The sequence below is a fragment of the Undibacterium sp. TC4M20W genome (assembly GCF_049340245.1).
In the GTDB taxonomy this organism is placed as follows: Bacteria; Pseudomonadota; Gammaproteobacteria; order Burkholderiales; family Burkholderiaceae_D; genus Undibacterium.
This window is the reverse complement of the sequence record NZ_JBMPPI010000008.1, coordinates 134,968-158,470: the sequence shown is the minus strand read 5'-3', so window position 1 is coordinate 158,470 and position 23,503 is coordinate 134,968. Positions and strand designations below refer to the sequence as shown.

The following is a 23,503-nucleotide window of genomic DNA, read 5'->3' as shown; positions in this document are numbered from 1 at the left end:
GCTTGGGATTTCTGCCATGTTAAATTTACGTCAGCAGTTGAGCATGTTCGTACCTGTGCAAGCCGCCATAGATGTAGAGCGAGTGCGGCGTGTAGTCGATCCTGTGCAAAGCAGTCTTATCCCTGCACATATAACTTTATGCCGCGAAGATGAACTGTGGGATTTACCCGCGATAAGGAGCCGGCTGCAAAACTTGCGCCAGCCTGCCATATCCCTGAGTTTCGCTGCTGCAGAAATATTCTACGAGCACGGCCTGATCATGCATTGCGTAGCAGGGGCGGATGCATTTCTTCATCTGCGTGAGTTTGTGCTGGATTCAAAAGACATCAGGGCGCAGCATCCACACATGACTCTGGCCCACCCCAGAAACCCCAAGGCTCCTGGCAATTCTCTTGACGTTGCGGCTAACCTGCCGACACCCTTGCAGCTTGTTTTCCCCAGCATTTGTCTGATAGAACAAAGCGGCAATGATCCCTGGCGAGTTCTCGAAACTTATGAATTTAGTGTTGGTGCCTGAGCTACCTCGGGCGGCATTTTTTCGACATATGATATGCTGAACTTTCACTTGATGCCGTGGCGTTGAATTTTCACGGAAAAATTCCTTCAGTGCGCCAACATTGCTTATGAAAGCCGAAATACAAACAAATAAAATAGTTGTCTTGTCAGGTTCAGGCATCAGCGCCGAGAGCGGAATTCCCACTTTTCGTGATGCAAATGGCCTGTGGCATAACTATTCCTGGGAAGCCGTGGCCAGTCCCAGCGGCTGGCAAGCCCATCCCGAAGTCGTGCTGGAATTTTATAATGAACGCAGGTTGCAGGCAGCCGAGGCACAACCCAATGCCGCACATCTTGCTCTTGCTGAACTTGAATCAGCTTACGAAGTTGTTGTGATCACCCAGAATGTGGATGATCTGCATGAGAGAGCGGGCTCTTCAAACGTCATTCATGTGCACGGACAATTGAATCATGCACGCGGCACTTCTGAAGCGCGCAGGCGTTACCGTATTGATGCTGCGCCCATACAATTGGGGCAACTCTGTGAAGATGGTACCCAACTTCGCCCTGACATAGTCTGGTTCGGTGAAGATGTTGAATATCTCGAAGAATCCAGAAGGCATATCGCAACCGCTGCCAAAGTTCTCGTGGTCGGCACCTCATTGACTGTTTTTCCCGCAGCTTCATTGGTCAGGGCCGCGAGGGGCAGGGCAGAGAAAATACTGGTTGCACTGGCAATGGACAAGCTGCCTTATGGCTTCAGGTTCATGCGTGGCAAGGCGAGCAGTATTGTTCCATTCTTATGTCAAGGTTGGTTGGCTGAACACCAAAATCGCAACCTCTATCCTGATTCAGATAAGCACGCTTCCTGATGAGAATGGGCTGTAATTAATACAGCCATTTCCTCACAAGCCCGGTGCCGTGGCGCTGGGCCAGCAGGTCAAGGCCTGCGTCTTCATTCTCATGTATTTCTGCCAGGCAGCGTATCATCAGTGCATCCAGATATTCTTCCACTGAAGTGAAGAAGGGATTAAGCATGCTGCCATCATCATGGTCAAAATAAAAGACTTCGCCGCTGTCACGGAGAAAGCAAAACATATTGCCGTTACCCAGGTAGTCACCAAAGACTACCATGTCTTCAAACAGCTCCAGCACTTGCTCATCTTCGTACTTGAGCATATCAACGATGCTTGGATACGCTTCCAGCAAAGGCTGGATAGGAGTATCGCCAACTGAGCTGACGCTGCATAATTTTTCTGCCAGTGACAGAGCGCCAAATTCAAGGTGGTAAGCTTTCAATGCAACTGGCAATTGACAGGATAAGCGCTGTTCCAGTTCAAGTACCTCTTTCTCGCTGACCGGGGCAAAAACTGCCTGGCTGACATGCCCTTCCCATAGTGCAGCATAGGCGGTGATGACGGCGCGATACCAGACTGACCTGTCTTCAGGCGTCAGCAGTTCTGGCCAGCATAAATCAGGGCAGCCAGGTGGTGGCCACTGATCTGTTGAACCCATGTCTTGCATTCGAATGTCTCCTGTTTCTTGTCGCACTGCTCGTCAGCCTGGCTTAATTGCATACTTTCTTGTCAGACGGGCCCAGTACCTTTGCCTGCGTAAGCAATAATTGATAGATGGGATAGGGCCAGTGTTCAAAGAGTTTCAGTTTGCCACCTACCGGGCAACTGGAAGTGGCGTATATTTTGCTGGAGTCTGTCAGCATATATCCCATCTTGAATTTAATATTCTCAGGGAATGGATTTTCCACTTCGAGGAACATGTCCTTCTTTTTATCCATCTGTTCGAATTTGAAAACCAGAGTGCGCTCCGGGTGGGTGTTGGTAGCGACGGCTTGTTCCAGTTTGATTACCCCGTTCTCTACACTCGCTTCTATAAACACGGTCTCACCAGGGTATACAGAAATCAATTTATTATTGATCAGTACGGGTAGCGGTGTTTCAATTGCACTTTCAAATATCTCTTGATTATTCAACTGAAGCCGAAAGTTCGGTGTACGACAATAGATCTGCTTGCATGGATCCTTCTCGTCTGTTTTAGCGTCAGCAGTTTGTGCAAGGGAATAGCCCGCTTGCAAAAAAAGTAGTGATGCTATGAGGCCTGTTCTTTTTAAATTCATGCGCTTCAGTATCCTACCGTCTGTTTCGATTCATGCACAAGTTGTTCAAACATGTCATGCCGCATGGTCGAGATTTCGCCATCCTTGACTGCTGCCAGAATTGCGCAACCAGGTTCGGTGTGGTGGTGGCAATTATAGAATTTGCACTTGCCCAGATGTGGCAAAAACTCTGGGAAGGCGCGTTCCAGCATGCCTTCAGTGAGGTGGTGCAAACCAAATTCCTGAAAGCCTGGGGAGTCGATCACATAGGAGTTCTCATCCATGTGATACAGGCGGGTGAAGGTGGTCGTGTGCTTGCCTGTATCCAGAGCTGCTGAGATTTCGCGGGTCGCGATTTCTGCATCGGGGATCAGCAAATTGATCAGTGAAGATTTACCCATGCCAGACTGGCCGATCAGGATAGTGCTTTGCCCCTGCATCAGATTATGCATGAGCTGGCGCGTACCTTCGGGATCTGTTCTGACCGATACTTCATGTACCGGATAGCCGAGCTTGGCATACAGGCCAACGCGCTCTCTTGCCTTGGGCAGGGAGGCAGTGACATCGACCTTGTTCAGGATCAGGTGCGGTTTGATGCCCGACGATTCCGCCGCCACCAGGGCGCGTGATACCAGATCATCGGTAAAGCTGGGCTCAGTCGCAACAACGATCAGCAATTGCGTCAGGTTGGCTGCCAGCATCTTGGATTTGTACTGGTCAGAGCGATACAGCAAAGTCTTGCGCGTGGTGATGGCTTCTATCACGCCCTGGTTTTTGGATGTCAGTGCGTATTCGACGATATCACCTACCGAGACATCGCTCTTTTTGCCACGGGTGACGCAGTGGAGCTTGACTTGCACCCCATCTATCTCTGCCTGTACCAGGTAATGGCGGCCATGGGCAGCAATGACTAAAGCTTGTGGACGCGCCATCAGGAAAAACTCTGCTGAAAAATCGCGTCTATCTTGGCAGCGCAGATAAAGTCATTTTCTGAAATACCACCCTTGCCATCATTCACGGTATGCGTATCAAACTTGATGACGCAACGGTTATAGGTCACCACCAGTTCAGGGTGATGGTCTTCTGCATGGATCACATAGGCAATCGCATTGATGAAGGACAGGGTTTCATAATAATTCTTGAACTGGAAAGTCCTGACGATGCGTGGGCCATCTTGTGTCCACTGTGGTGTCGCTGCAAAGTAGGCGGGCAGGCTGGCATCATCGAGGCCGGTTTCTGTATGCTGAGATTTCTTCGCCAGCAGGTCTGTGAATTTGATCATGGTGTCTCCGTTATTGTGCTGCCAGCAGGTGGTTGATACGCACCGATGCTGAGGGATGTGAGTCATAAAACGCCGAATGCAGGGGATCAGGCGTCAGGGTAGAGGAATTGTCGTCATACATCTTGACCAGGGCAGTGACCAGGTCATTGGCATTCGTATGTTTGGCAGCAAAGGCATCGGCTTCAAATTCATGTTTGCGTGAAGTGATCGCGCTCAGCGGTGAAAACAGGAAAGTAAATACCGGCAAGACCAGCATGAATAAAATAATCGCCATTGCATCATTTTGCGCCAGCAACATGGGATCAACTCCCAGGCCAGTGTAGAACCAGATTTGCTCTTTAAAAAAGCCCAGCATGGCCATGAAGACCAGCGACAAAGCAAACATGACAGCCATGCGCTTGATAATGTGCTTGAGCTTGAAGTGTCCCAGTTCATGCGCCAGCACGGCTTCAATTTCATTTGGTGCCAGACGTTCCAGCAAGGTGTCATAAAACACGATGCGTTTGGCGCCACCAAAGCCGGAGAAGTAGGCATTGCCATGGCCAGAGCGTTTTGAACCGTCCATGACAAAGATGCCTTTCAAGGCAAAGCTGACGCGTTTGCTCAGGTTTTCTATGCGCTCGCGTACTTCTTCATTGTCCAGTGGCCAGAATTTGTTGAACAGGGGCGCAATCACGATCGGGAAGATCAGCATGATCAACATCTGGAAACCGATGAAAAATGCCCAGGCGTACAGCCACCACAGGCTGCCAGCTTTTTCCATCAGGGTCAGTATCACCCATATCAGCGGCAGGCCCAGCACTGCACCTATCAGGGTATTCTTGATCATGTCAGTGAAAAACAGGCTCATTGTCATTTTGTTGAAACCAAATTGTTCTTCCAGCACGAATTGTGAGTAATAGGTGAAGGGGAATTCAATCACGCTGCTAATAATGGCAAATGCCACCAGCAGGCTGATCTGATACCACATGCCGGGGCCAGTAAGCTTGACCAGATGCACAGACAGCCATTGCAAGCCGCCAAACAGGGTAAAACCCATTAGCACGGCTGCATTCAACAGCAGCATGGCCATGCCTAGCTTGGTCTTGGCAATGGTGTAGTCCGCCGCCTTTTGATGAGAGGCCAGACCTATCTTTTCTGCGAATTGCGCAGGCACAGCAGCACGGTTGCGCAGGATGTGGCGAATATGGCGGGAGCCCAGCCAGAACTGAATAATCAGTGCCAACAGCAGGAAGGAAACGAATAAAACCGAAAAAACGGATGAAATCATGGGAAAATGTGACATTCGATAAGTAATAGCCAAGGAAGAATTATGTCACAAGCGACCGACATTCAAACAAACACTGCAAATCCTGCCACGCCAGCCCGTCCAAATGAAATGAACCTGATCTGGCTGGACATGGAAATGACAGGCCTGGACCCGGATACAGATCGTATCATTGAGGTGGCCGTGGTGGTAACGGATTCACAATTGAATGTACTGGCAGAAGGCCCCGTATTTGCAATTCATCAATCTGATGAAACCCTGGACAAGATGGATAACTGGAACAAGGGCACGCATGGCCGCTCTGGCCTGATCGACAAGGTCAAAGCCTCTACCGTGACGGAAGCAGACGCTGAAGCCGCCCTGATCGCCTTCTTGAAGCCCTATGTGCCAGCAGGTAAATCACCTATGTGTGGCAATACCATTTGCCAGGACCGCCGCTTCATGGCGCGTGGCATGCCCAAGCTGGAAGCTTTCTTTCACTACCGTAATCTGGATGTATCGACATTGAAAGAACTGTGCCGCCGCTGGAAGCCGGAACTGGCATCCGGTTTCAAGAAGCATCAAAAGCACACTGCACTGGCGGATATTCTGGAATCCATCGAAGAGCTCAAATACTATCGCGAGCATTTCATTAAAGAATAAACAGTATTCACCGAATTTGTAGAAAATAAGCAAAAAGCCAGGCAAAAGCCTGGCTTTTTTGTCTCAAAGATCAGAGGGGAGATGTGCCGCTTGACTCAAACCCGGAACCGCAGCCCCGGGTTTATATGCTGATCTCAGGAAGGCAGGGGATTAAACGCCCAGCAATTCCACTTCAAATATCAGGGTTGCATTGCCAGGGATGACACCACCAGCGCCGCGTGGGCCATATCCCAGGCTGGAAGGAATAGTCAGCAGGCGGGTGCCGCCCACTTTCATTCCTTGTACGCCTTCATCCCAGCCTTTGATCACATGACCAGCGCCTAATGGGAAAGAAAATGGCTGACCACGGTCTTTGCTGGAGTCAAACTTCTTGCCTGCACTACCGTCAGGATTTTGCAACCAGCCTGTGTAGTGAACATCAACGTGGTTACCGGCTTCTGCTTCTGCGCCTTCGCCGATGACTTTATCTTCATACTGCAAACCGCTTACTGTTGTAATAGTGCTCATTATTTTTCCTTTATATCGCGTCTTGTTACGCTTGTTACGCTTGTTACGATTATTACGCTTTAAATTTGTTGCTGTTATTTAATGCCAGATTTGCCGCTTTCAAGCCTGTCGTTCAATTCGATCTGCTAAATAATAAAACAATATGCAGAGCGATAGTATTGACTTGCCATCATGTTGCCAGATATTGCTATCAGGTAATTTTTCTGGGAATTTTCAAAGAAGCCGATGATCAAGTACCGGAATCGTCATCACTGATCTTAAAAAAAGCTGGCGCAATTGTAGAGCAAAAGAAAAGAATTTGGTCACTTGCACCTATTTTCTTGCCCTGACAGCAATAGAGGCAAGCTTGATTTTGGACAAATTAGGTGAAAAATCTCAAAAACAATTGAAGGAAAGCTCTTTCCTTATTGTCATGCGCTGTAAAATGCCAGTTCGATTTATTTTTTTGCGGTCTTTTTCATGCGTAGTCGTATCTTGTTGTCGTCTTTGGCGTTTTCTTTGGTTTCCGCACTCTCTGCATTTTCTGCACAGGCCAATGTAGTCGTGGTGCTCAATTCGCGCGATGCCACTGTGAGCCTGCTTGACCAGGCCACTTATAAAGAAATCAGCACCTTTCCTGTAGGCAAGGAACCCCATCATTTGATGGCCACCCCAGACAACAAATCCCTGATCGTGGCAAATGCGGTTGGCAATGAGCTGGTTTTCCTAGACCCCAAGACTGGCCAGATACAGCGCCGCATGAAGGATATTGCCGACCCTTACCAGATTGGCTTTTCACCAGACCAGAAGTGGTTTATCTCTAACTCCCTGCGCCTTGACCGTGTTGATTTCTATAAGTTTGACGGCCAGGAGATGAAGTTGGTACAACGTGTACCACTGGCGAAATTGCCTAGCCATATGGCTTTTGATGCAGCCAGCACGACGGTTTTTATCACCCAGCAAGGCAGTGACCAGATTTCTGCGATTGATCTGGCAACTCAAAAAATCAAATGGACTATCCCGGTAGGCAAGCTGCCTGCAGGTATTTCCATGACGCCTGATGATAAATACTTGCTGGTGGGCATTATGGGCAGTAATTATATTGAAGTCATCGATTGGCGCACACAGAAGACCGTCAAGAAAATCAAGGCAGGTGAGGGTACGCATAACTTCCGTGCCTTGGGCGACAAGCGTCATACCTTTGTCTCCAACCGCACTTCCAACGAGATCAACATCCTTGACCAGCAGACCCTGGAAATTGTCGGCACTATTCCCGTTCCAGGCGGCCCTGACTGTATGGAAGTCAGCGAAGATGGCAAAACCCTGTGGGCAACCCTGCGCTGGATCAAGAAAGTGGCTGTCATTGATATTGCCAGCCGTAAGGTCATCAAGCTGATTCCGGTTGGTCGTTCCCCGCATGGCGTCTTCTTTGCCAATCGTGCCGGCAATATGTAAATTGCAGTGGCCTGCAGGTGTGGCCGTTGTGTCCATGGTGGCCATGCTGTGCTCGCCTGCGGTAATTGCAGCGACGGCAGCGGGCAACTGCAAAGGGACCATCTACCTGACTTTTGATACCGGCAGCCAGTCGCAGGCAGAACTGATTGCTGCGACCTTGCGCCGCCATCAAATCAAGGCGACTTTTTTTCTGGCGAATGAAAAGACTGTGCAAGGCGACTATTCGCTGGACATGAGCTGGTCGCCCTACTGGAAAAAACTGGCCGATGAAGGCCATGCTTTTGGCACCCACAGCTTTGATCACGTGTATGTCGTTGGCGACCTGCCTGACGGACGTATTGCCGTCAAGCCGCAGTTTGGTGCGCAAGCCGGCCAAACCCTGCAATGGACAGCAAAAGAATATTGCCAGGAGCTACGCCGTGTTGATCAGCGCTTCTTCGCCCTGACGGGTAAAAAGCTGGATCCTTTGTGGCGCGCGCCGGGTGGCAAACTCACGCCCAATTTGTTGAAGGCCGGGCAGGCTTGTGGCTACATGCATGTAGGCTGGTCACCTGCCGGGTTTTCTGGCGATGAATTATCCAGCGAAAAATTCAGCAACCCAATGCTGCTCAGGCGGGCACTCGACAAGCTCAGGGATGGCGATATTTTCATGGCACATCTGGGCATATGGTCACGCAAGCAGGCCTGGGCACCAGAAAACCTGGAGCCACTGCTTAGCGGCCTTGAGCAAAAATCCTATTGTTTTGCTACTCTACGCGAACACCCCGCTTATCAAAATTTACTTCAGCAGAAAAAATAATGACTATTTCCGATCTGTTCACGAATCTGCAAGCCTGGATTTTTGAAACGATAGTGCAGCCCGCCATGTTTAATCTGGGACTGGGTGAATTTGTAGAAGACTCCTATGAAGGCGTCGAATGGTTCATGCTCGGCGTTTTGCAATTGATCGTGCTGTTCATCATCTTGCGCCCGCTGGAATCCTGGATGCCCGTGCATGAGATCAAGAACCGCTATGCACGCTGGAATGATTTCATCTATACCGCCTTGCACAGGCTGGGGGCTTTTTCCATCCTCGTGTTTTTTGTGCTTGACCCCTTGCTTGATCAACTCACGGCCCTGCTGCACCTGCAAGGCGTGAACCCCTTCAACCTGGAAAACATCTGGCCAGATATGTTGCAATATCCGGTTCTGCTGTTTTTGGTGTATCTGGTGGTGCTGGACTTTTTTGACTACTGGTATCACCGTGCCGAGCACCAGTTCAACTGGTGGTGGGCATTGCATAGCCTGCACCATAGCCAGCGCGACATGAATTTGTGGAGCGATAACCGCAATCACCTGCTCGATGATTTTATCCGCGACATTTATATGGGTTTGATTGCAATTGTCATTGGCGTAGAGCCAGGGCAATATGTCATGCTGGTCATGGCATCACAAATGCTGCAAAGCCTGCAACATGCAAACGTACGCATCCATTTTGGCCGCATCGGTGAATACCTGCTGGTGTCACCACGTTACCACCGTACCCATCATGCCATAGGCATAGGCCATGAGACCCATGGCAAGGGTACCCTTGGCGGGCATAACTTTGCGGTGTTGTTCCCCATCTGGGATGTATTGTTTGGTACCGCGCTGTTCGCCAAAGAATTTTCGCTGACTGGCATACGTGACCAGTTACCCGCACCGGAAGGCAGCGCACGCAACTATGGCGAGGGATTCTGGTCACAGCAATGGCTGGGTTTAAAGCGCATGTTTGGATTTGACAAGGAAAAACAATCATGAATATCGCATCCGTGATGCGGGCCTGGGGCAGGGCAGTAGCAGCGCAATTGCATTACCGTATGCTGCTGCTGACTTTTTTGCCTTTTATGGTCGCCCTCATTTTATGGGGCGCTGCCATGTGGTGGGGCTTGCAAGCAATGATGGATTTTATCCAGGCCTGGTTGAGCGAACATGATGGTTTTGCAAGGGTAAGCAGTGTTCTCAACATAGTCGGCCTGATTGCTCTCAAGATGGTGGTCGTACCGCTGGTGGCGATGTGGGTACTTTTGCCATTGATGATATTTACCTCATTGATGTGCATAGCGGTGTTTGCCATGCCCGCCATCAGCAAACATGTGGGTATGCGTGATTACCCTGAGCTGGAACAAAAGAACGGCGGCACGTTCCTCGGTAGCATGGGACATTCCTTATCTTCTTTCCTCATTTTTGCGCTGATCTGGTTTGTGAGTTTGCCGCTGAACCTGATCCCCTTCGTTGGCCTGGTGCTGCAACCGCTTTTATGGGGCTGGCTGACTTACCGGGTCATGGTGTACGATGCACTGGCCCTGCATGCGGATGCAGATGAGCGTGCCAGCCTGATTCAGGAGCATCGCTGGTCTTTGCTGTCTATAGGCATCATTGCAGGCCTGTTTGGCGCAGCACCTGGTTTGTTGTGGCTTGGCGGGGTTGTCTCTACCCTGTTCTTGCCTGTGATCGCAGGCGTGGCGATCTGGGTTTATGTACTGGTGTTTGTCTTTACCGGACTGTGGTTCCAGCATTACTGCCTGGAAGCCTTGCAGCGTCACCGTAGCGTAGCGCCCCAGGCAGGGGCGCCAATTCCGCAAACACTGCCCAGCCTGTAATATAAAAATAAGGAGAAATCGTGGCAATCGGTCTGATTATCGTTGGCGATGAGATTTTATCTGGTAAACGCGAAGACAAGCACATGTCCAAAGTCATCGCCTTGCTGAAGGCGCGTGGCATGCAGCTTGACTGGGTTGAGTATATAGGCGACAACCGCGAGCGCATTACATCGACTCTGAAGCGCAGCTTTGCCAGTGGTGACGTGGTGTTTTCTACCGGGGGCATAGGTGCAACACCAGACGACCATACCCGTCAATGCGCAGCAGCGGCGCTGGATTTACCTGTCGTTCTGCATCCAGAAGCCAAACTGCTGATACAGGAACGCATCATGGATATCGCCAAAGAAAAAGGCGAAGTGGCCGACCTGACGACGCCTGACCATTTGCACAGGTTGAAGATGGGCGAGTTCCCGCTTGGGGCCGATATCATCCCCAATCCTTTCAACAAGATCGCCGGTTTTTCCATACGCAACCACTTCTTTGTTCCCGGCTTTCCGGTCATGGCCTGGCCCATGCTGGAATGGGTGCTCGATACGTATTTTTCTCATCTGTTCAATCAGCATGCACAGTTTGAACAATCAGTACTGGTATATGAAATGGCTGAATCCATCGTCACACCTCTGATGGAGCAACTGGAAGCCGATTTCCCGCTGATCAAAGTTTTCAGCCTGCCTACTGTTGGCAGTGAGACAGAACGCAGGCATATAGAACTGGGCGTCAAGGGCGATGAGCAACAAGTGCTTGTTGCCTATCAAAAAATGCTGGAAGGCTTGCAGCAACTGAAATCCGAATACATCCCCACGCCTGCCAAGCCTGCTTGAACATGCAAAAGATCAAATTCACTCTCTTCAATCTGCGTGATCTGCTGGTCGCATTTGGCCCGATCACGCTGATGGTGGTGATAGTCTGTGGTGTTGGTTACTGGCTGGTAGATCCTGCGCCACCGCGTGTGATCGATATTTCCAGTGGGCAGGAGAATGGTTCTTATGAGCGCTTTGCCAAACGCTATGCGCAAGAATTGCAAAAAAACCAGATCACCCTGCGCCAGCAAGTGTCGCAAGGATCAGAAGAAAACCTGAGCCGCATCAGTGACCCTGATTCTGAAATTGAAGTGGGCTTTGTGCGCAGTGGTTCGAGTGATGAAGCACAAGCGCATGAACGTGGCCTGATCTCACTGGGCAGCTTGTTTTATGAGCCTATCTGGGTATTTTACCGCAGCCCCAAAGAAGTCACCACGATTAGCCAGTTCAAGGGCAAGACTGTCAATGTTGGCCCTGATGGTAACGGCGTCGCCAAACTGTTCAGCCAGATTTTAAGTGTCAACGGCATGTCAGAAGAAGACGTCAGCATACAAAAACTGGCTGATACGCCGGGCACGGCTGCTTTGCTGGATGGCAAAGTTGATGTATTGATTTTCAGCTCTGCCAGTGATTCGCCGCTGGTGCAGATGTTATTGCTGACTCCCGGTATACGCCTGTTTGATTTCGTCCAGGCAGAGGCGTATACAAGGCGCTTCCCGTTCTTGTCACATGTCGTGCTGCCGCGCGGTATTGTCGATATAGGCAAGGATATTCCTGCCCGTGATTATCACTTGATTGCACCAACAGCGACCCTGGTCGCCCATGAAAGCCTGCATCCGGCCCTGATGGGTTTGCTGCTGCAGGCAGCGCACAGGATACATAGCGGCGCAGACTGGTTCAGCCGCCAGGGCGAGTTCCCCTCCGATAAATATACTGAAATACCAGTAGCACATGAGGCCGAGAAATTCTATAAGAACGGCCCGCCTGTGTTGCAGCGTTACCTGAGCTTCTGGATTGCCAACTTCATCGAGCGCATGTGGGTCGTCATCGTCGCCCTTGGTGCCTTGTTCCTGCCACTGTCAAAGATCATCCCACCCTTATATGTCTGGCGCATACGCTCGCGCATTTACCGCTGGTATGGGCAATTGCGGCTGGTGGAGCAGGCGATAGAAGAAGTCGCAGCAGAGGACAGGCATAGCGTTGCAGAGAAACAGTTGCGCCATCTCGATGAGATAGAAGAAAAAGTCAACCGTATCACCATACCCTTGTCCTATGCCGAGGAATTATATGGCTTGCGCAGCCATATCGCTTTTGTGCGCTCAAGAGTGCAGGCGATGCTGGCTGTATCCATGGGGCAGGCGGCGCAGTAATGGACCTGTACTTCCAGTAAGGATTTTTAAAGCAAATTTATGCTTGAGAAAAAAACTACCAGTGAAAGCAAATATACCGCCCCTCGCTTATACAGACTGTTCTTAAAGAGCCTGGCTGCAGTTTTATGTCTCATCTTTCTGGTGCTGTTGAGTGGTCCCTGGCTATTGTATGCATACGGTTTATCAAACATTACAGGCCGGCCCGAACATGCCAAAATCGCGGTGCTTAGCCCAGAAGACAAAGCGCTGATCTGGAAAGAATTGAAAGAGCAGGGAGCTATGCAAGTAGAGGTCTTAACGCCCTATGAAATATATTCTCTGTTGCTGGATAAGTCCGACCCTGCTGGCTTACGCTTGGCCTGGTATGTTGCCAGAAACTATAATTACGATCACCTGCAAGACCGCCGTATGGTGAATTGGCACATCTCCGGCGAGGCACTTACGGTGTGGCTGACGCGGCACTGGAGTGCTGATGAATTGCTGGCCAAGGCACTGGAAATTCGTCAAAGCAAGGCAAAACCATGATTTCATCATGCGTCGGTGAGGTAAGCCAACGCAAATTAACGCAAACTAAACGATTAGGACTTACGCAAAATTGTCCCAGCAAGGCTATCGCCAAGGAAACCTCCCTGGTAAGGGAGGTTTGTTCCGTCGGCAGACAATGTATTGCCTGAAACCCCGACTACACCGTAGCGACGAAGACAGTACTTTAGTACGCGGCTCCTAGGAGAGGCGCTGCAACGCAGCTGGGGCGGTTTTGCGTAAGTCCTAATGATGTGTTTGCAGTCTGTGCATGGTAATTGGCAGTTCATCGCATTTAATGAAGCTTAGGAGCAGAATAATTTAGTATTGCAGCTACATTTAGTTTTTTTCACGGGAAAAAATATGCTGCGATACGCGATGTTATTGATTTTTCTTGCCCCTTGTCTGGCGACTGCAGCAGATGAGGAGCATTGGCTATTGCAAGTCGACAGATGGGGTAACCGTTCTTATCAGACCTTGAGCCTGACAGTAAATGGCGGCAGCATCAGCGGCAAGCTTGATGGTGATCAGCTTCTTGGTACGCGCACCGCCAAAGGCATAGAGTTCACGGTAACGGATGCTGACAAGGCAAAGTATTCCTATGTCGGTACAGTCAGCAAAGATGCCATGCAGGGCACGGCTGATTTTCCTGATACCAATAATCCGCAGGCAAGAGCCGCGCACACATTCAGTGCACGCAGGATACCTGCTCGCCCTGCCGGAGCGGCACGAAAATACGATTTCCAGCCCACAGATTATTCCAATGAATTCGACCCGCACCGTCTGCCAGTGATGACGATCTGGCCGGGCGATACAGTGCATACCAAGACCATAGACTCTGGCGGCGTCGATGAAAATGGCGTTACCAAAGCCTTGTATGGCAATCCACAGACTGGCCCGTTTTTTGTCGGCACTGCAGAGCCGGGCGATACGCTGGTCATCCATCTTAAACGCTTGCGCCTGAACCGTGATTATGCCGACAGCCTTGACAGTATCGTCGGCAGGGCAATGGGTACTGCACTCGCAGCCAAAGCCACAAATCTTGGCAAGCCCATACGCTGGAAGCTGGATAGGGAACGTGGTTTGGCCAGCCCGGAAAAACCGACAGAAGGTTTGCGTAATTTGAGTTTGCCAGTGCGCCCCATGCTTGGAGGGCTGGCGGTTGCGCCGGGCAATGGTTCGCCACCTGTATCTACAGGTGATACTGGCCGCTTTGGGGGCAATATGGATTTTAACGAGGTCGTTGAAGGTAATACCGTTTATCTGACTGTGCAGCAACCTGGTGCCTTGTTGTATCTGGGTGACGCCCATGCCTTGCAGGGGGATGGCGAGACTTCGCAATATGCATTGGAAACATCCATGGACGTGGAGTTTTCCGTGGATGTCATTAAAGGGAAATCTGTCAATGCACCAAGAGTAGAGTCGCCAACGCAGATCATGGTATTGGGCCAGGCCGGTTCACTGGATGATGCCCTGCGGGCAGCAACCGGCGGTATGGTGCAGTGGCTGCAACAGGATTACGGTCTCAGTCTGTCAGAGTGCGCGCAGATTTTGGGTAGTGCAATTCATTTCAGTATTCCCAATCTGGCGGGGCGCAGCGTCGGTGTGGCAGCAAAACTCGACAAGACTGTGCTGGTGGCAAACCTGCGCCGTCAATAAGGACAATAACCAGGGTAATGGCTGCCTCATTGACGATCTGCATGGCCGGAGCCGGGTTATGACTGATGTGCGGCCAGCATGTCACGCAGGCCAGGGTCTGCAATAGCGAACACATCAAAGATACCTAAAGCCTTCAAGGCGGGCAGGGCTTCGATTACGGCTGTTTTTGCATCAGCGCGCTCGTCCGCTGAACTGTCTGGCTGCAGGTAGGTCTTTGCATTGACCACGAAGGCAGCGACCGTGCCTTTTCTGATAGTCAGGCCGTCAATAGTCGTTGTGTTGATGTGATCTGGGAGTATGTCTTCGGCTTTCATGTTGTTTCCTTGTGGGTGAATGGAGACTGAAGTTTGCGCTTCATGCCCCAAAGTCGCTTGCGATATAATGCCAACATGTGTCGAACTGAGGCCAAGCCCTTACCACTGATCAATCCCGAGCACGCCAATGCGGATGGCGGGGCGATCGCCTATGCTGTCACCAGCAAGGCCCATGCGAGGATGACGCCAGAACACAGCCATACCCGCGGCCAGTTGCTGGCGGCAACGACAGGTGTGCTGGTGCTTGAAGCAGAACAGCAGCATCTCGTCGTACCTCAGGGCTATGCCATCTGGCTGCCACCGTTTATCCCCCATGCCTTGCGTACCAGCCATCTGTTCAATGGCTGGAGTGCCTATCTCACACCTTCAGAAGCGCTGCCTGCCAAGACCCAGGTGTTTCCGGTATCCGGTTTATTGCGTGAATCGGTTTTACGCGCAGCTGGTTGGGGTGTCAGCGATCAGTTGAGTGCTGCTCAAGAGCGTATACTTGCCGTCATCGTCGATGAAGTGTCTGGCCTGCCACCTCAAGATTTTGTACTCGCCATGCCCACTGACCGCCGTCTCGTCAAAATTGCCAGTGCATTATTGGAAAATCCCGGCGACCCTCGTCCCATGCAAGAGTGGGCGACCTGGGCGGGCATCGCCCCACGCAGCATGACCCGCCATTTTGCTGACGAGACCGGCATGAGTTTTTCTGACTGGCGGCAACGCGCCAGACTCATGCGGGCGCTGGAATTGCTGGCAGCAGGGGTTACCGTTACCAGCATCGCACTTGAACTGGGTTACGATAGTCTGAGTGCCTTTATCGCCATGTTCAAGCGGCACTTTGGTGTACCACCGAGCCAGTTTTCGCCAGACGATCAATGAGTTCTCTTCCATTAAAATCATAGGGCAAGATATGCTGATCAAACATGAATTTGAAGTCAAGGCCAGTGCCAAGTATCTGTTTGACCTGACCCAGGATTACACTCTCAGGCAAGAATGGGATACCTTGACTACCGAGTCCTATCTGCTGAACGCAAAACAGGCCGCAGTAGGTGCGCAGGCACGCTGCATAGACGGCAATGGCCTGGCGATGGATATCGAATATGTATCGTATAAACCAAATGAAGTAGCCGCCGTCAAGATGGTCAGCGGTCCCTATATTTTTGATCAATTTGCCGGTGGCTGGCACTTCAAGGCCTTGTCTGACGGGCTGACCCGTGTGCGCTTCTCGTATAACATCACGGCCAAACCACGCTGGCTGTCATGGTTGCTGACGCCTATCTTGTGTCTGAAATTCAAACGCGAGACAGAAAAGCGCATCGTCGCACTGACAGCCTATGCAGAGCGGCAATTTGCAGTCTTGCCGCCCGCGCATCCTGTTGCTTCATAAGGCATTCATGAAGGCCTTGCGTATCTGACGGCCGCATTTGACGGATTCCACGTAAGCTCCGGCTGCCTTATCGTGGCGCGACAAAATGCCATAGTATTTCCTGTCAGGGCTGATCCATGGGTAGAAACCCCATTTGCCCGGGCTGGAATACGCATCAATACTGCCATTGCCTTTCTCTGATTCTACCCAGTGATTGTAAGAGTAAGTCCAGGGTTCATTCATCAGCAATATGGGTGAGAACACCACCTTGCCGGGGCAGGCAGAAGGCAGGGCACAGACTGCCTCGTCGCCGAGGTAGCTGCCTATGACCAGTTCCTGCTTCATGATTTTTTTGAGGAATAGTGCATAGTCGGTGGCTGTACCCATCATGCCGCCTGCCATCAGCGGATCAAGCGCTGCCATGTTGAAACCCTTGCTCAGGCCTATGGTGTTCTGGTATTCCGTATCCAGCTGGTTTGCCGTGAAATTGCCCAGGCCCAGATCTACAACCGCCAGCTTTTGGTCATGTCCGCTGTCATAGTCAAATCTGTTCTCGGTTAGTGGGTTGGGTTTGTCAGTGTTAGTGCCCATACCGGCTTTATAGCAATCAGATACATTCTGAGTGCCAGCACAGGCATCTTCATCGAAGCCGGTATAACCGGACATGAAGCGCAAACCATCCTTCAGGGTATTGTTGCTGCGTACCTGGTTGATGCCTTTTTTTTCCAGCACATAGGCACCAAATATCCATTTCGAGGCAGAGGCAATATTGAAGTAGGTGTTTGATTTGACGCTGCCAGCGCCTTGCGAAGCAGAGACTATGGGAGCATTGTCGGTGGCATTGCCGATTTCCCAGTAAAAATCGCCCAGCTTGTCGGTGGTGCACATGGGGTCTGTGCTTGCTGCATTCCTGGCTACCGCGATGGCAGCGGTAAGGCGGATGGTGGAATTGGTAGCACTGGCCGAAACGGGTGGTACAGCATCAGTTGTAGTGCCAGGACTGCCAGGGCTACCACCGCCACAGGCACTCAGCAAGCTGGCTGCAGCCGCCATAGTGGCAAGGCTCAGCGCGGAAGCAGGATAGTTCATGTTATCTCCAGTAGGGAACAGATAATGGACGGACCCGCTTGTCAGATCGAGAGGTGCAGGCCCGCTGTCAGAAACTGTAAACATGAATCCTGTAATTTTGATGGAAGAGTTTCTCGTTCTCCGCAATATGGCAAAATGAAGGAGTAAACTTTGTTACCACATGTTTCAAACTCCATGAATCCTGCCACTACCGTCCTGCTTGTAGAAGATGACCCCATGATCGCCCGTACTTTGAGTATGGGCTTGCGCTATGAGGGTTTTGAACTCAGCCATGCAGGCAGCATTGCTATCGCCATGCAGTTACTGGAGCAGCAGGCCTTCGAACTGATATTGCTGGATGTGGGCCTGCCTGATGGTGACGGCATCAGCCTGTGCAGTGCATTGCGCGCATTGCACCCGGCAACGCCGATATTGATGTTGTCTGCCAGGACCGACGAAAGCGCCGTGGTCGCCAGCATGGAAGGCGGTGCCGACGATTACATACGCAAGCCCTGTGGGCTGCGGGAACTTAGTGCCCGTATGCGCCGTCTATTGGTCAGGGCACAGCCAGCCAGGGAGCCAAGGGCGGTCATCAGTTTTGGTGATATAGAGATGGATGTACAGCGCCGCAATGTCAGTGCCAGAGGAGTACCGCTACAATTGGGCAAGAAAGAATATGATGTGCTGATGTTGCTGGTACGTGCCAATGGTGACGCTATCACCCGTGAGCAGATACTGAGTCAGTTTGAGGACAGTAATATCATTTACGACCGCACCATCGATTCCCACCTTAGCCATTTGCGCCGTAAATTAAAGGATGCCGGTGCGACTGAGCGTATCGTCGCCATTTATGGCATAGGTTATAAACTGGAGCATGCATGAGTCGTTCATTATGGTTGCGGTTTTTTGCGATCAGCGTATTTTTTGCATTGCTGCTGAGTCTGTTCTATCTGTGGATGATCAGGGAAGTAACTACGCGCCCCGGGGACGAAGTACAGCGCAGCATGTATCTGTTTATCGCCCGCATTGTGGAAGGGCATGATTACGCAGAGGGGCTCCGTCTTGTACAGACTTACCGCAGCGAGTCACCGGCGATCCCGCTGGAAATGTGGATAGTGAATGCAGACAATCAGATACTCGCCAGCAGCCCGGCAGATGCCATTCCACCAGCCGCGCTTTTGCAGCGGGCCAAACCAGGAGTAATCCATGAGGTAATAGCGCGCGGGCGATTTTTTTCTGGGACGGTAGCTTCTGCCATTGTGCGCCTGCAGTCAGACCGGCCCAGTTATTTACTGATACATAATCCGGGCACACCTGCACGTGGCGCATTTTTTACCATGGCGACTTTGTTCGTGGTGACACTTGTTACTGCAATTTTGCTGGGCTTGTTATTGTTGACGCTATATCTTCGCATGCGGTCGGCAGAAGCGCGAAAAGTGATTCAAGACATGGAGGCCGGTAACCTGAGCGCACGTTTTACCTCTGGCAGGCTGGATGCGATAGGTGGTCTGATGCAGCATTTCAATGCCATGGCCAATGAAATACAGCGCTTGGTCTTGCAGTTGCAAGCCATAGAAAAAACCAGACGCGAACTTTTGCAAGAGCTGGGTCATGATTTGCGCACGCCATTGACCAGTTTGCGTACCGCGATTGATACCCTGTCTGTGCATGGTGACGCGATGGAACAGCAGGAACGTGAAGAGTTTTTCACTGTCGTCAGTAATGAACTGGATTATTTCACCAAGCTCATCGATGACCTGTTCTTTATCGCCAATATTGATGAGCCACGTTACCGTAACCAGGCCAGCAGTGTGGATTTATGCGACTTGCTAAAAGCCGAAACAGGCCATGCCGCACACATGCAACAGCAGGCAGATCAGGCCATAGAGTTTGTGCTGAAGATAGACGCTGACTGTGAACACGGTAGCCAGCAGAGCGGGTTTATTACCGGTGATACTTACCTGATATCCAGACTCTTGCGTAATGTTTTTGAGAATGCTGCCAGATATGCGCAAAGCAGGGTTCGCATACGCCTGTCTGCTATTGATACAGTGCTGGCATTGACTATTGAGGACGACGGCCCCGGATTGTCTGCCGATGCCATGTTCCGCTTTGGTCAGAGGCGCGACACCCGCCTCCTGTTCCAGGGTTTGCCAAGCAGGCAGGCGGGAATATCGCTGGGCCTGGGTTCAGTCATCATCAAGTCTATAGTCGAATTGCATGGCGGCAATTACGAGATAGCTAATGGCGAAGCCCGCAGCGAGTACCCCGGTGCACGCCTGAACCTGACTTTTCCCAGACGATATTCCTGATCAGCGAATTAAGCCTGAGTTTGGTACTGTTGTCAGTACTGGTGGCTCATGGACTGTTCTTTGCTTTTGGGGCGTGACTTCGCGAGCGCGGGTTTTAATTGCGAGTCCGTAATGCGGAAGGTTTCCCTTTTATCGCCCATCAGAGCGCGTAATTCCTTGATCGTGAGGCCACTGATTTCATGCATGCTGATCATCAGCGACGCACCTATAGGCAAACGCAAGTGACGGATTTTGCTGATCACCGGTGGTGCCACATCCAGCATTTTTGCCAGTGCAGCATCATTTTTCAGATGCAGGCGCCTGATGAGCGTATCAAACAGGTGATTGGGGTTGTACTTGACCTTGTCGGACTGCAGATTGAGCAGGCTTATCATTATTTCTCCTTGACGTTTCTTAAAAAAATGAAACGATGTCAAGTAGCTTAATAAAGATATAAAGTTTTGTATGTGCGATAAGTCACATAGCGCTGGCCTGCTGCTTGCAAGCGGCTTCAGTGTGGGTCCTTTTTGAGTGCCTGCGCCAATAGTTGCAATGCCTGTCTTAGCTTTTCGTCTGGGATGGCAAGCAGGTTATCGCCTATATACCACTCGAACATACATTGCCCGGGCAAGGCAGTGTGCACGGCATTATTGAACAGCCATATCCCGTGTTCTTGCGCAATGCGGTTGCGGATGGCGATGGCAGTATCCCGGTCTGTCGCCAGATACAGGTGCAGCATATTGCATTGTGGTGCGGCGGGATTGGTGTTGAATTCAGGATAAGCGCGCAATTCGTCAAACAACCAAAGGGTGCGGGCGTAGCAGGCGGGCAGGGCAGCCAGCCTTTGATCAAACTGCATCGCAGCAGCGACGACATAGGGGCTGCGGCGGAATACACTGCCGCCTTGCCTGTGCATCCAGACACGTGCTCTGGCAATGAAATCGGCACTGCCCAGCAGCATGGCACCACCCAGGCCAGCTATACCTTTATAGAACGAGACATAGACGGTATCAAAACCTGCGCTTACTTCTGCCAGGCTGCGGCCATAACCGGCGGCAGCTTCCCACAGGCGCGCACCATCCATATGCAGATGTATATCCTGCTGGCGGCAATGGGCCTTGATGGCGTTCAACTCTTCCCAGTCCGGTAATTGACCGCCTATTTCGCGCATGGGCAATTCATATTGTGCCGCAGCGATTTTCTCGGGCTGAGCCTGCAAGTCCTTCAGTGTCCAGGGTCGATACGGGTTGCCGACCTGCACGGCCTTGAAATGATCAAGCAACTGATAATTGCTTTTTTCATGAACCAGGATATGCGAGCTCGCATGCAAGGCGACCAGCGGGCTGCCTCTTTCTTCGCATGCCAGACGCAAGGCAGTAACCTGGGTCAGCGTGCCGGTGATGCAGAACAGACCTGCCTCCATGCCCAGTAAAGCTGCGATCTTGCTTTCGAACGACTGCACCAGTTCACCTTCACCATAGGTGTCATGTTGCACCTGATGCTCTTCTGACCAGGCTGCCATGCGTGCAAAGGTTTCTGCAGGCGTGACGGCACGATGGCCGGGCAAAGTGGTATGACAATTCTGGCGCAGTGCGCTTATTTCAGCATCGGTCACAAGGTTCTCCTGCAAATTGTTTCAATCAAGCATCAGTATGCCATGTCAGTACCGTCACTTGTACGCTAAAATCGTGGGATATATTTACTTCAACTGGTGTAACGCATGTCATCACATACAGACCATACCACCGCCTTCATCACACCCTATGAAGCCGGTAACCAGAACCAGACTACCACCTGGCAAGCCTGCATACAGTTTTACCAGAACCTGGCAGCGCAATTTCCAAACATCCTGCAGTTCAGCCAGATCGGTGTTTCTGATAATGGCAAGCCCATTCACGCCGGCATCGTGACTACCGATGGCGTATTTGAGCGCGAGCGCATCAAACAGGAACAACGCACGGTATTTTTCAATAATAATGGCATACACCCGGGCGAACCTGAAGGTATCGATGCCTGTATGGCGCTGGTACGCGATTTTTGTATCCAGCCTGAACGCCTCGCGGCACTGGGTAAAACGGTATTCCTGTTCATTCCCGTGTATAACGTCGATGGCAGTCTGAACCGTCAGGATACTTCACGTGTCAATCAGGATGGGCCAGAGCAGTTTGGCTTCCGTGGCAATAGTCTGCACCTTGACCTGAACCGTGACTTCATCAAGTGTGATAGCGAAAATGCCCAGGTCTTCAACCGCTTTTTCAGCGAATGGAGCCCGGACGTCATGGTTGATACACATACCTCAAATGGTGCTGACTACCATTACACCATGACCCTGATACAAACCCAGGCAGACAAACTCGGCTATGGTCTCGGCCCCTACTTGCGCAACACCATGTTGCCTGCCATTTATACAGAAATGCAGGAGCGTGGCTGGCCGACTTGTCCCTATGTGAATCCCGTCAAGGACAGCCCTGATCATGGCATAGAAGATTTTCTGGAAACGCCACGTTTTTCTACCGGCTACGCAGCCCTGCATCACACCATAGGTTTCATGCCTGAAACCCATATGCTGAAACCTTTTGCCGACCGCTACGCCTCCATGCGTGCCCTGGTGGAAACCGTGCTCGCATTCACGGTCGCCCATGGCGCAGAGATACAAGCATTGCGTGCACAGGCGCGCCAGGCTGCCAGCCAGCAACAGCAGGCAGCAGTGCATTGGGTGGCCGACCATGGCCAGGCTTCCAGCTTCATGTTCAAGGGTTACCAGGCGGTGTATAGCCCCAGCGTGCTGGGTAATTACACGCGCCTGTCGTATGACCGTAGCCAGCCATGGGAAAAAGCCATCGCTTATTACGATCACTTTGTCGCTGATATCACAGTCAAGCAAGCCAGGGCTTACCTAATACCGCAAGCCTGGCGCGCAGTCATAGAGCGCCTGCAATGGAATGGCGTGCAGATGCAAAGGCTGGAAGTTGATACCAGCCTGCTGGCCGAGGTTTATCACATACAGTCAGTGCAATCACGCCCGCATGCCTATGAAGGCCATATGTTCCATGACGATGTACAGTTGTTGCCCACCAGCGCAAACGTGATTGCCAATGCAGGTGATTACCTCGTCTCATTGGATCAGCCAGCGGCACGTTACATAGTCGAAACCCTGGAACCGCAAGCGCATGACAGTTTCTTCCGCTGGGGCTTCTTCAACAGCGTACTGGAAAAGAAAGAAGCTTATTCAGATTATGTCTTTGAAGACACCGCCACCGACATTCTCAACACCGAGCCAGAAGTCCAGGCAGCCTTTGAGCAATGGAAGCAGGAAAACCCAGGTTTACTCAGCGACCAGCAAGCGGTTCTCGACTTTATTTTTAGCCGCTGTGCAAGATTCAGGGAACCAGAATGGCGCCGCTACCCTGTGTTGCGCATAATGCATTGATTTTTTGAAATTTGTTACAAGTTTTTACAGAAACATAATAGAATCTTCCGTGGTATTACCTCGTGTTTTATACAACGGAAGTCTATTGAAAGGTTAAAAATCATGTCTAAATTGCTTGAATATTTGAATACACTGGATAAAGATGCGACGGCGCGTGAGGCGCATGTCAATGATCCACTCGGTGCAATGACTGACTTTGGATTGACTGAAGAAGAAAAAACTGCAGTTCATTCAGGAGATACGCAGGCAGTCGCAGATGTATTGGGAATTTCTGTCGATAAGCTCAACGCCTTAGACACCATCGTAACACTATATTGATTTCATTTTTCCGGCG

27 protein-coding genes are annotated in these 23,503 nt (G+C 51.1%); 17 read left to right on the top strand and 10 right to left on the bottom strand.

Translation table 11 applies throughout. The features are described from left to right. The first annotated feature begins 16 nt into the window (after positions 1-16). Positions 17-517 (top strand): 2'-5' RNA ligase family protein, encoded by a 501-nt coding sequence (locus ACO0LL_RS12780; protein WP_422951239.1) that lies wholly within the window; start codon positions 17-19, stop codon positions 515-517. Between the two features lie 106 nt (positions 518-623). Further along, a complete protein-coding gene (locus ACO0LL_RS12775) occupies positions 624-1,367 on the top strand; it encodes an SIR2 family NAD-dependent protein deacylase (protein WP_422951238.1) in 744 nt (247 codons plus the stop codon). A 16-nt stretch (positions 1,368-1,383) separates the two neighbouring features. Here ACO0LL_RS12775 and ACO0LL_RS12770 read toward each other — a convergent pair whose 3' ends face one another. From ACO0LL_RS12770 to ACO0LL_RS12750, 5 genes are read right to left on the bottom strand one after another with little or no spacing between them, the layout of a single operon-like run. Next, positions 1,384-2,010 carry an SMI1/KNR4 family protein gene (locus ACO0LL_RS12770; protein WP_422951237.1) on the bottom strand — a complete coding sequence of 209 codons (627 nt, stop codon included), beginning with the start codon at positions 2,008-2,010 and terminating at the stop codon, positions 1,384-1,386. A gap of 52 nt (positions 2,011-2,062) precedes the next feature. Beyond that, on the bottom strand, positions 2,063-2,629 hold the full coding sequence (locus ACO0LL_RS12765; RefSeq protein WP_422951236.1) for a hypothetical protein: 567 nt from the start codon (positions 2,627-2,629) through the stop codon (positions 2,063-2,065). Positions 2,630-2,634: 5 nt separating this feature from the next. After that, the gene (gene rsgA / locus ACO0LL_RS12760) at positions 2,635-3,540 is read right to left on the bottom strand and encodes a ribosome small subunit-dependent GTPase A (protein ID WP_422951235.1); all 906 of its coding nucleotides are present in this window, start codon (positions 3,538-3,540) and stop codon (positions 2,635-2,637) included. Next, positions 3,540-3,890, bottom strand: coding sequence for a 4a-hydroxytetrahydrobiopterin dehydratase (locus ACO0LL_RS12755; RefSeq protein WP_422951234.1), 351 nt, complete (start codon positions 3,888-3,890; stop codon positions 3,540-3,542). The genes rsgA and ACO0LL_RS12755 overlap by 1 nt, the downstream gene beginning before the upstream one ends. A 10-nt stretch (positions 3,891-3,900) precedes the next feature. Continuing rightward, complete coding sequence (locus ACO0LL_RS12750) at positions 3,901-5,160, bottom strand: M48 family metallopeptidase (RefSeq protein ID WP_422951233.1); 1,260 nt, start codon at positions 5,158-5,160, stop codon at positions 3,901-3,903. 42 nt (positions 5,161-5,202) lie between these two features. On the opposite strand from ACO0LL_RS12750, the gene orn reads away from it, so the two are divergent. Beyond that, entirely contained in the window at positions 5,203-5,799 is a 597-nt protein-coding gene (gene orn / locus ACO0LL_RS12745; protein ID WP_162040688.1) for an oligoribonuclease, read from the top strand. Positions 5,800-5,949: 150 nt separating this feature from the next. Here orn and ACO0LL_RS12740 read toward each other — a convergent pair whose 3' ends face one another. Beyond that, the gene (locus ACO0LL_RS12740) at positions 5,950-6,306 is read right to left on the bottom strand and encodes an FKBP-type peptidyl-prolyl cis-trans isomerase (RefSeq protein WP_422951232.1); all 357 of its coding nucleotides are present in this window, start codon (positions 6,304-6,306) and stop codon (positions 5,950-5,952) included. Between the two features lie 459 nt (positions 6,307-6,765). Here ACO0LL_RS12740 and ACO0LL_RS12735 point away from each other — a divergent pair, with 459 nt between their 5' ends. The 8 genes from ACO0LL_RS12735 to ACO0LL_RS12700 all read left to right on the top strand — a co-directional run bounded on the left by ACO0LL_RS12735 (position 6,766) and on the right by ACO0LL_RS12700 (position 14,712). Continuing rightward, complete coding sequence (locus tag ACO0LL_RS12735; RefSeq protein ID WP_422951231.1) at positions 6,766-7,740, top strand: cytochrome D1 domain-containing protein; 975 nt, start codon at positions 6,766-6,768, stop codon at positions 7,738-7,740. 34 nt (positions 7,741-7,774) lie between these two features. After that, entirely contained in the window at positions 7,775-8,539 is a 765-nt protein-coding gene (locus ACO0LL_RS12730) for a polysaccharide deacetylase family protein (RefSeq protein WP_422951279.1), read from the top strand. After that, a complete protein-coding gene (locus ACO0LL_RS12725; protein WP_422951230.1) occupies positions 8,539-9,519 on the top strand; it encodes a sterol desaturase family protein in 981 nt (326 codons plus the stop codon). Before ACO0LL_RS12730 ends, ACO0LL_RS12725 begins: the two co-directional genes overlap by 1 nt. After that, positions 9,516-10,361 carry an EI24 domain-containing protein gene (locus ACO0LL_RS12720; protein WP_422951229.1) on the top strand — a complete coding sequence of 282 codons (846 nt, stop codon included), beginning with the start codon at positions 9,516-9,518 and terminating at the stop codon, positions 10,359-10,361. The genes ACO0LL_RS12725 and ACO0LL_RS12720 overlap by 4 nt, the downstream gene beginning before the upstream one ends. A gap of 20 nt (positions 10,362-10,381) precedes the next feature. Further along, entirely contained in the window at positions 10,382-11,182 is an 801-nt protein-coding gene (locus ACO0LL_RS12715) for a competence/damage-inducible protein A (RefSeq protein ID WP_422951228.1), read from the top strand. 2 nt (positions 11,183-11,184) lie between these two features. After that, a complete protein-coding gene (locus ACO0LL_RS12710) occupies positions 11,185-12,531 on the top strand; it encodes a TAXI family TRAP transporter solute-binding subunit (protein WP_422951227.1) in 1,347 nt (448 codons plus the stop codon). 39 nt (positions 12,532-12,570) lie between these two features. After that, positions 12,571-13,056 (top strand): hypothetical protein, encoded by a 486-nt coding sequence (locus ACO0LL_RS12705; protein WP_422951226.1) that lies wholly within the window; start codon positions 12,571-12,573, stop codon positions 13,054-13,056. Between the two features lie 360 nt (positions 13,057-13,416). Beyond that, positions 13,417-14,712: an acetamidase/formamidase family protein gene (locus tag ACO0LL_RS12700; RefSeq protein ID WP_422951225.1), complete on the top strand. Its 1,296-nt coding sequence runs from the start codon at positions 13,417-13,419 to the stop codon at positions 14,710-14,712. A gap of 56 nt (positions 14,713-14,768) precedes the next feature. On the opposite strand, the gene ACO0LL_RS12695 is transcribed toward ACO0LL_RS12700, so the two are convergent. Further along, positions 14,769-15,026 carry a hypothetical protein gene (locus tag ACO0LL_RS12695; protein WP_422951224.1) on the bottom strand — a complete coding sequence of 86 codons (258 nt, stop codon included), beginning with the start codon at positions 15,024-15,026 and terminating at the stop codon, positions 14,769-14,771. A gap of 75 nt (positions 15,027-15,101) precedes the next feature. Between ACO0LL_RS12695 and ACO0LL_RS12690 the strand changes: the two genes are divergently transcribed. Together ACO0LL_RS12690 and ACO0LL_RS12685 are read left to right on the top strand one after the other, a co-directional pair. After that, positions 15,102-15,893, top strand: coding sequence for a helix-turn-helix domain-containing protein (locus ACO0LL_RS12690; protein ID WP_422951223.1), 792 nt, complete (start codon positions 15,102-15,104; stop codon positions 15,891-15,893). Between the two features lie 31 nt (positions 15,894-15,924). Further along, positions 15,925-16,401, top strand: coding sequence for a type II toxin-antitoxin system RatA family toxin (locus tag ACO0LL_RS12685; protein WP_422951222.1), 477 nt, complete (start codon positions 15,925-15,927; stop codon positions 16,399-16,401). Here ACO0LL_RS12685 and ACO0LL_RS12680 read toward each other — a convergent pair. Then, positions 16,396-17,469, bottom strand: coding sequence for a hypothetical protein (locus ACO0LL_RS12680; RefSeq protein ID WP_422951221.1), 1,074 nt, complete (start codon positions 17,467-17,469; stop codon positions 16,396-16,398). The two genes, ACO0LL_RS12685 and ACO0LL_RS12680, sit on opposite strands and share 6 nt — an antisense overlap. A 150-nt stretch (positions 17,470-17,619) precedes the next feature. Here ACO0LL_RS12680 and ACO0LL_RS12675 point away from each other — a divergent pair, with 150 nt between their 5' ends. Both ACO0LL_RS12675 and ACO0LL_RS12670 read left to right on the top strand, forming a co-directional pair. Further along, entirely contained in the window at positions 17,620-18,330 is a 711-nt protein-coding gene (locus ACO0LL_RS12675; protein ID WP_422951220.1) for a response regulator transcription factor, read from the top strand. Next, entirely contained in the window at positions 18,327-19,760 is a 1,434-nt protein-coding gene (locus ACO0LL_RS12670) for an ATP-binding protein (RefSeq protein WP_422951219.1), read from the top strand. Before ACO0LL_RS12675 ends, ACO0LL_RS12670 begins: the two co-directional genes overlap by 4 nt. A gap of 32 nt (positions 19,761-19,792) precedes the next feature. Here the strand turns inward: ACO0LL_RS12670 and ACO0LL_RS12665 are convergent, their stop codons facing one another. Then, positions 19,793-20,134, bottom strand: coding sequence for a hypothetical protein (locus tag ACO0LL_RS12665; RefSeq protein WP_422951218.1), 342 nt, complete (start codon positions 20,132-20,134; stop codon positions 19,793-19,795). A 116-nt stretch (positions 20,135-20,250) separates the two neighbouring features. After that, positions 20,251-21,354: a threonine aldolase family protein gene (locus ACO0LL_RS12660; RefSeq protein ID WP_422951217.1), complete on the bottom strand. Its 1,104-nt coding sequence runs from the start codon at positions 21,352-21,354 to the stop codon at positions 20,251-20,253. Between the two features lie 105 nt (positions 21,355-21,459). Here ACO0LL_RS12660 and ACO0LL_RS12655 point away from each other — a divergent pair, with 105 nt between their 5' ends. Beyond that, a complete protein-coding gene (locus tag ACO0LL_RS12655; protein ID WP_422951216.1) occupies positions 21,460-23,169 on the top strand; it encodes a M14 family zinc carboxypeptidase in 1,710 nt (569 codons plus the stop codon). 102 nt (positions 23,170-23,271) lie between these two features. Further along, entirely contained in the window at positions 23,272-23,487 is a 216-nt protein-coding gene (locus tag ACO0LL_RS12650) for a hypothetical protein (RefSeq protein WP_162040704.1), read from the top strand. Positions 23,488-23,503 lie beyond the last annotated feature (16 nt).

Excerpts from the sequence above, each read along its gene's own strand:
- ACO0LL_RS12780 (WP_422951239.1), top strand. The coding sequence starts at position 17 with ATGTTAAATTTACGTCAGCAGTTGAGCATGTTCGTACCTGTGCAAGCC.
- ACO0LL_RS12775 (WP_422951238.1), top strand. The coding sequence starts at position 624 with ATGAAAGCCGAAATACAAACAAATAAAATAGTTGTCTTGTCAGGTTCA.
- ACO0LL_RS12770 (WP_422951237.1), bottom strand. The coding sequence starts at position 2,010 with ATGGGTTCAACAGATCAGTGGCCACCACCTGGCTGCCCTGATTTATGC.
- ACO0LL_RS12765 (WP_422951236.1), bottom strand. The coding sequence starts at position 2,629 with ATGAATTTAAAAAGAACAGGCCTCATAGCATCACTACTTTTTTTGCAA.
- rsgA (WP_422951235.1), bottom strand. The coding sequence starts at position 3,540 with ATGGCGCGTCCACAAGCTTTAGTCATTGCTGCCCATGGCCGCCATTAC.
- ACO0LL_RS12755 (WP_422951234.1), bottom strand. The coding sequence starts at position 3,890 with ATGATCAAATTCACAGACCTGCTGGCGAAGAAATCTCAGCATACAGAA.
- ACO0LL_RS12750 (WP_422951233.1), bottom strand. The coding sequence starts at position 5,160 with ATGATTTCATCCGTTTTTTCGGTTTTATTCGTTTCCTTCCTGCTGTTG.
- orn (WP_162040688.1), top strand. The coding sequence starts at position 5,203 with ATGTCACAAGCGACCGACATTCAAACAAACACTGCAAATCCTGCCACG.
- ACO0LL_RS12740 (WP_422951232.1), bottom strand. The coding sequence starts at position 6,306 with ATGAGCACTATTACAACAGTAAGCGGTTTGCAGTATGAAGATAAAGTC.
- ACO0LL_RS12735 (WP_422951231.1), top strand. The coding sequence starts at position 6,766 with ATGCGTAGTCGTATCTTGTTGTCGTCTTTGGCGTTTTCTTTGGTTTCC.
- ACO0LL_RS12730 (WP_422951279.1), top strand. The coding sequence starts at position 7,775 with ATGGTGGCCATGCTGTGCTCGCCTGCGGTAATTGCAGCGACGGCAGCG.
- ACO0LL_RS12725 (WP_422951230.1), top strand. The coding sequence starts at position 8,539 with ATGACTATTTCCGATCTGTTCACGAATCTGCAAGCCTGGATTTTTGAA.
- ACO0LL_RS12720 (WP_422951229.1), top strand. The coding sequence starts at position 9,516 with ATGAATATCGCATCCGTGATGCGGGCCTGGGGCAGGGCAGTAGCAGCG.
- ACO0LL_RS12710 (WP_422951227.1), top strand. The coding sequence starts at position 11,185 with ATGCAAAAGATCAAATTCACTCTCTTCAATCTGCGTGATCTGCTGGTC.
- ACO0LL_RS12705 (WP_422951226.1), top strand. The coding sequence starts at position 12,571 with ATGCTTGAGAAAAAAACTACCAGTGAAAGCAAATATACCGCCCCTCGC.
- ACO0LL_RS12700 (WP_422951225.1), top strand. The coding sequence starts at position 13,417 with ATGCTGCGATACGCGATGTTATTGATTTTTCTTGCCCCTTGTCTGGCG.
- ACO0LL_RS12695 (WP_422951224.1), bottom strand. The coding sequence starts at position 15,026 with ATGAAAGCCGAAGACATACTCCCAGATCACATCAACACAACGACTATT.
- ACO0LL_RS12690 (WP_422951223.1), top strand. The coding sequence starts at position 15,102 with ATGTGTCGAACTGAGGCCAAGCCCTTACCACTGATCAATCCCGAGCAC.
- ACO0LL_RS12685 (WP_422951222.1), top strand. The coding sequence starts at position 15,925 with ATGCTGATCAAACATGAATTTGAAGTCAAGGCCAGTGCCAAGTATCTG.
- ACO0LL_RS12680 (WP_422951221.1), bottom strand. The coding sequence starts at position 17,469 with ATGAACTATCCTGCTTCCGCGCTGAGCCTTGCCACTATGGCGGCTGCA.
- ACO0LL_RS12670 (WP_422951219.1), top strand. The coding sequence starts at position 18,327 with ATGAGTCGTTCATTATGGTTGCGGTTTTTTGCGATCAGCGTATTTTTT.
- ACO0LL_RS12665 (WP_422951218.1), bottom strand. The coding sequence starts at position 20,134 with ATGATAAGCCTGCTCAATCTGCAGTCCGACAAGGTCAAGTACAACCCC.
- ACO0LL_RS12655 (WP_422951216.1), top strand. The coding sequence starts at position 21,460 with ATGTCATCACATACAGACCATACCACCGCCTTCATCACACCCTATGAA.
- ACO0LL_RS12650 (WP_162040704.1), top strand. The coding sequence starts at position 23,272 with ATGTCTAAATTGCTTGAATATTTGAATACACTGGATAAAGATGCGACG.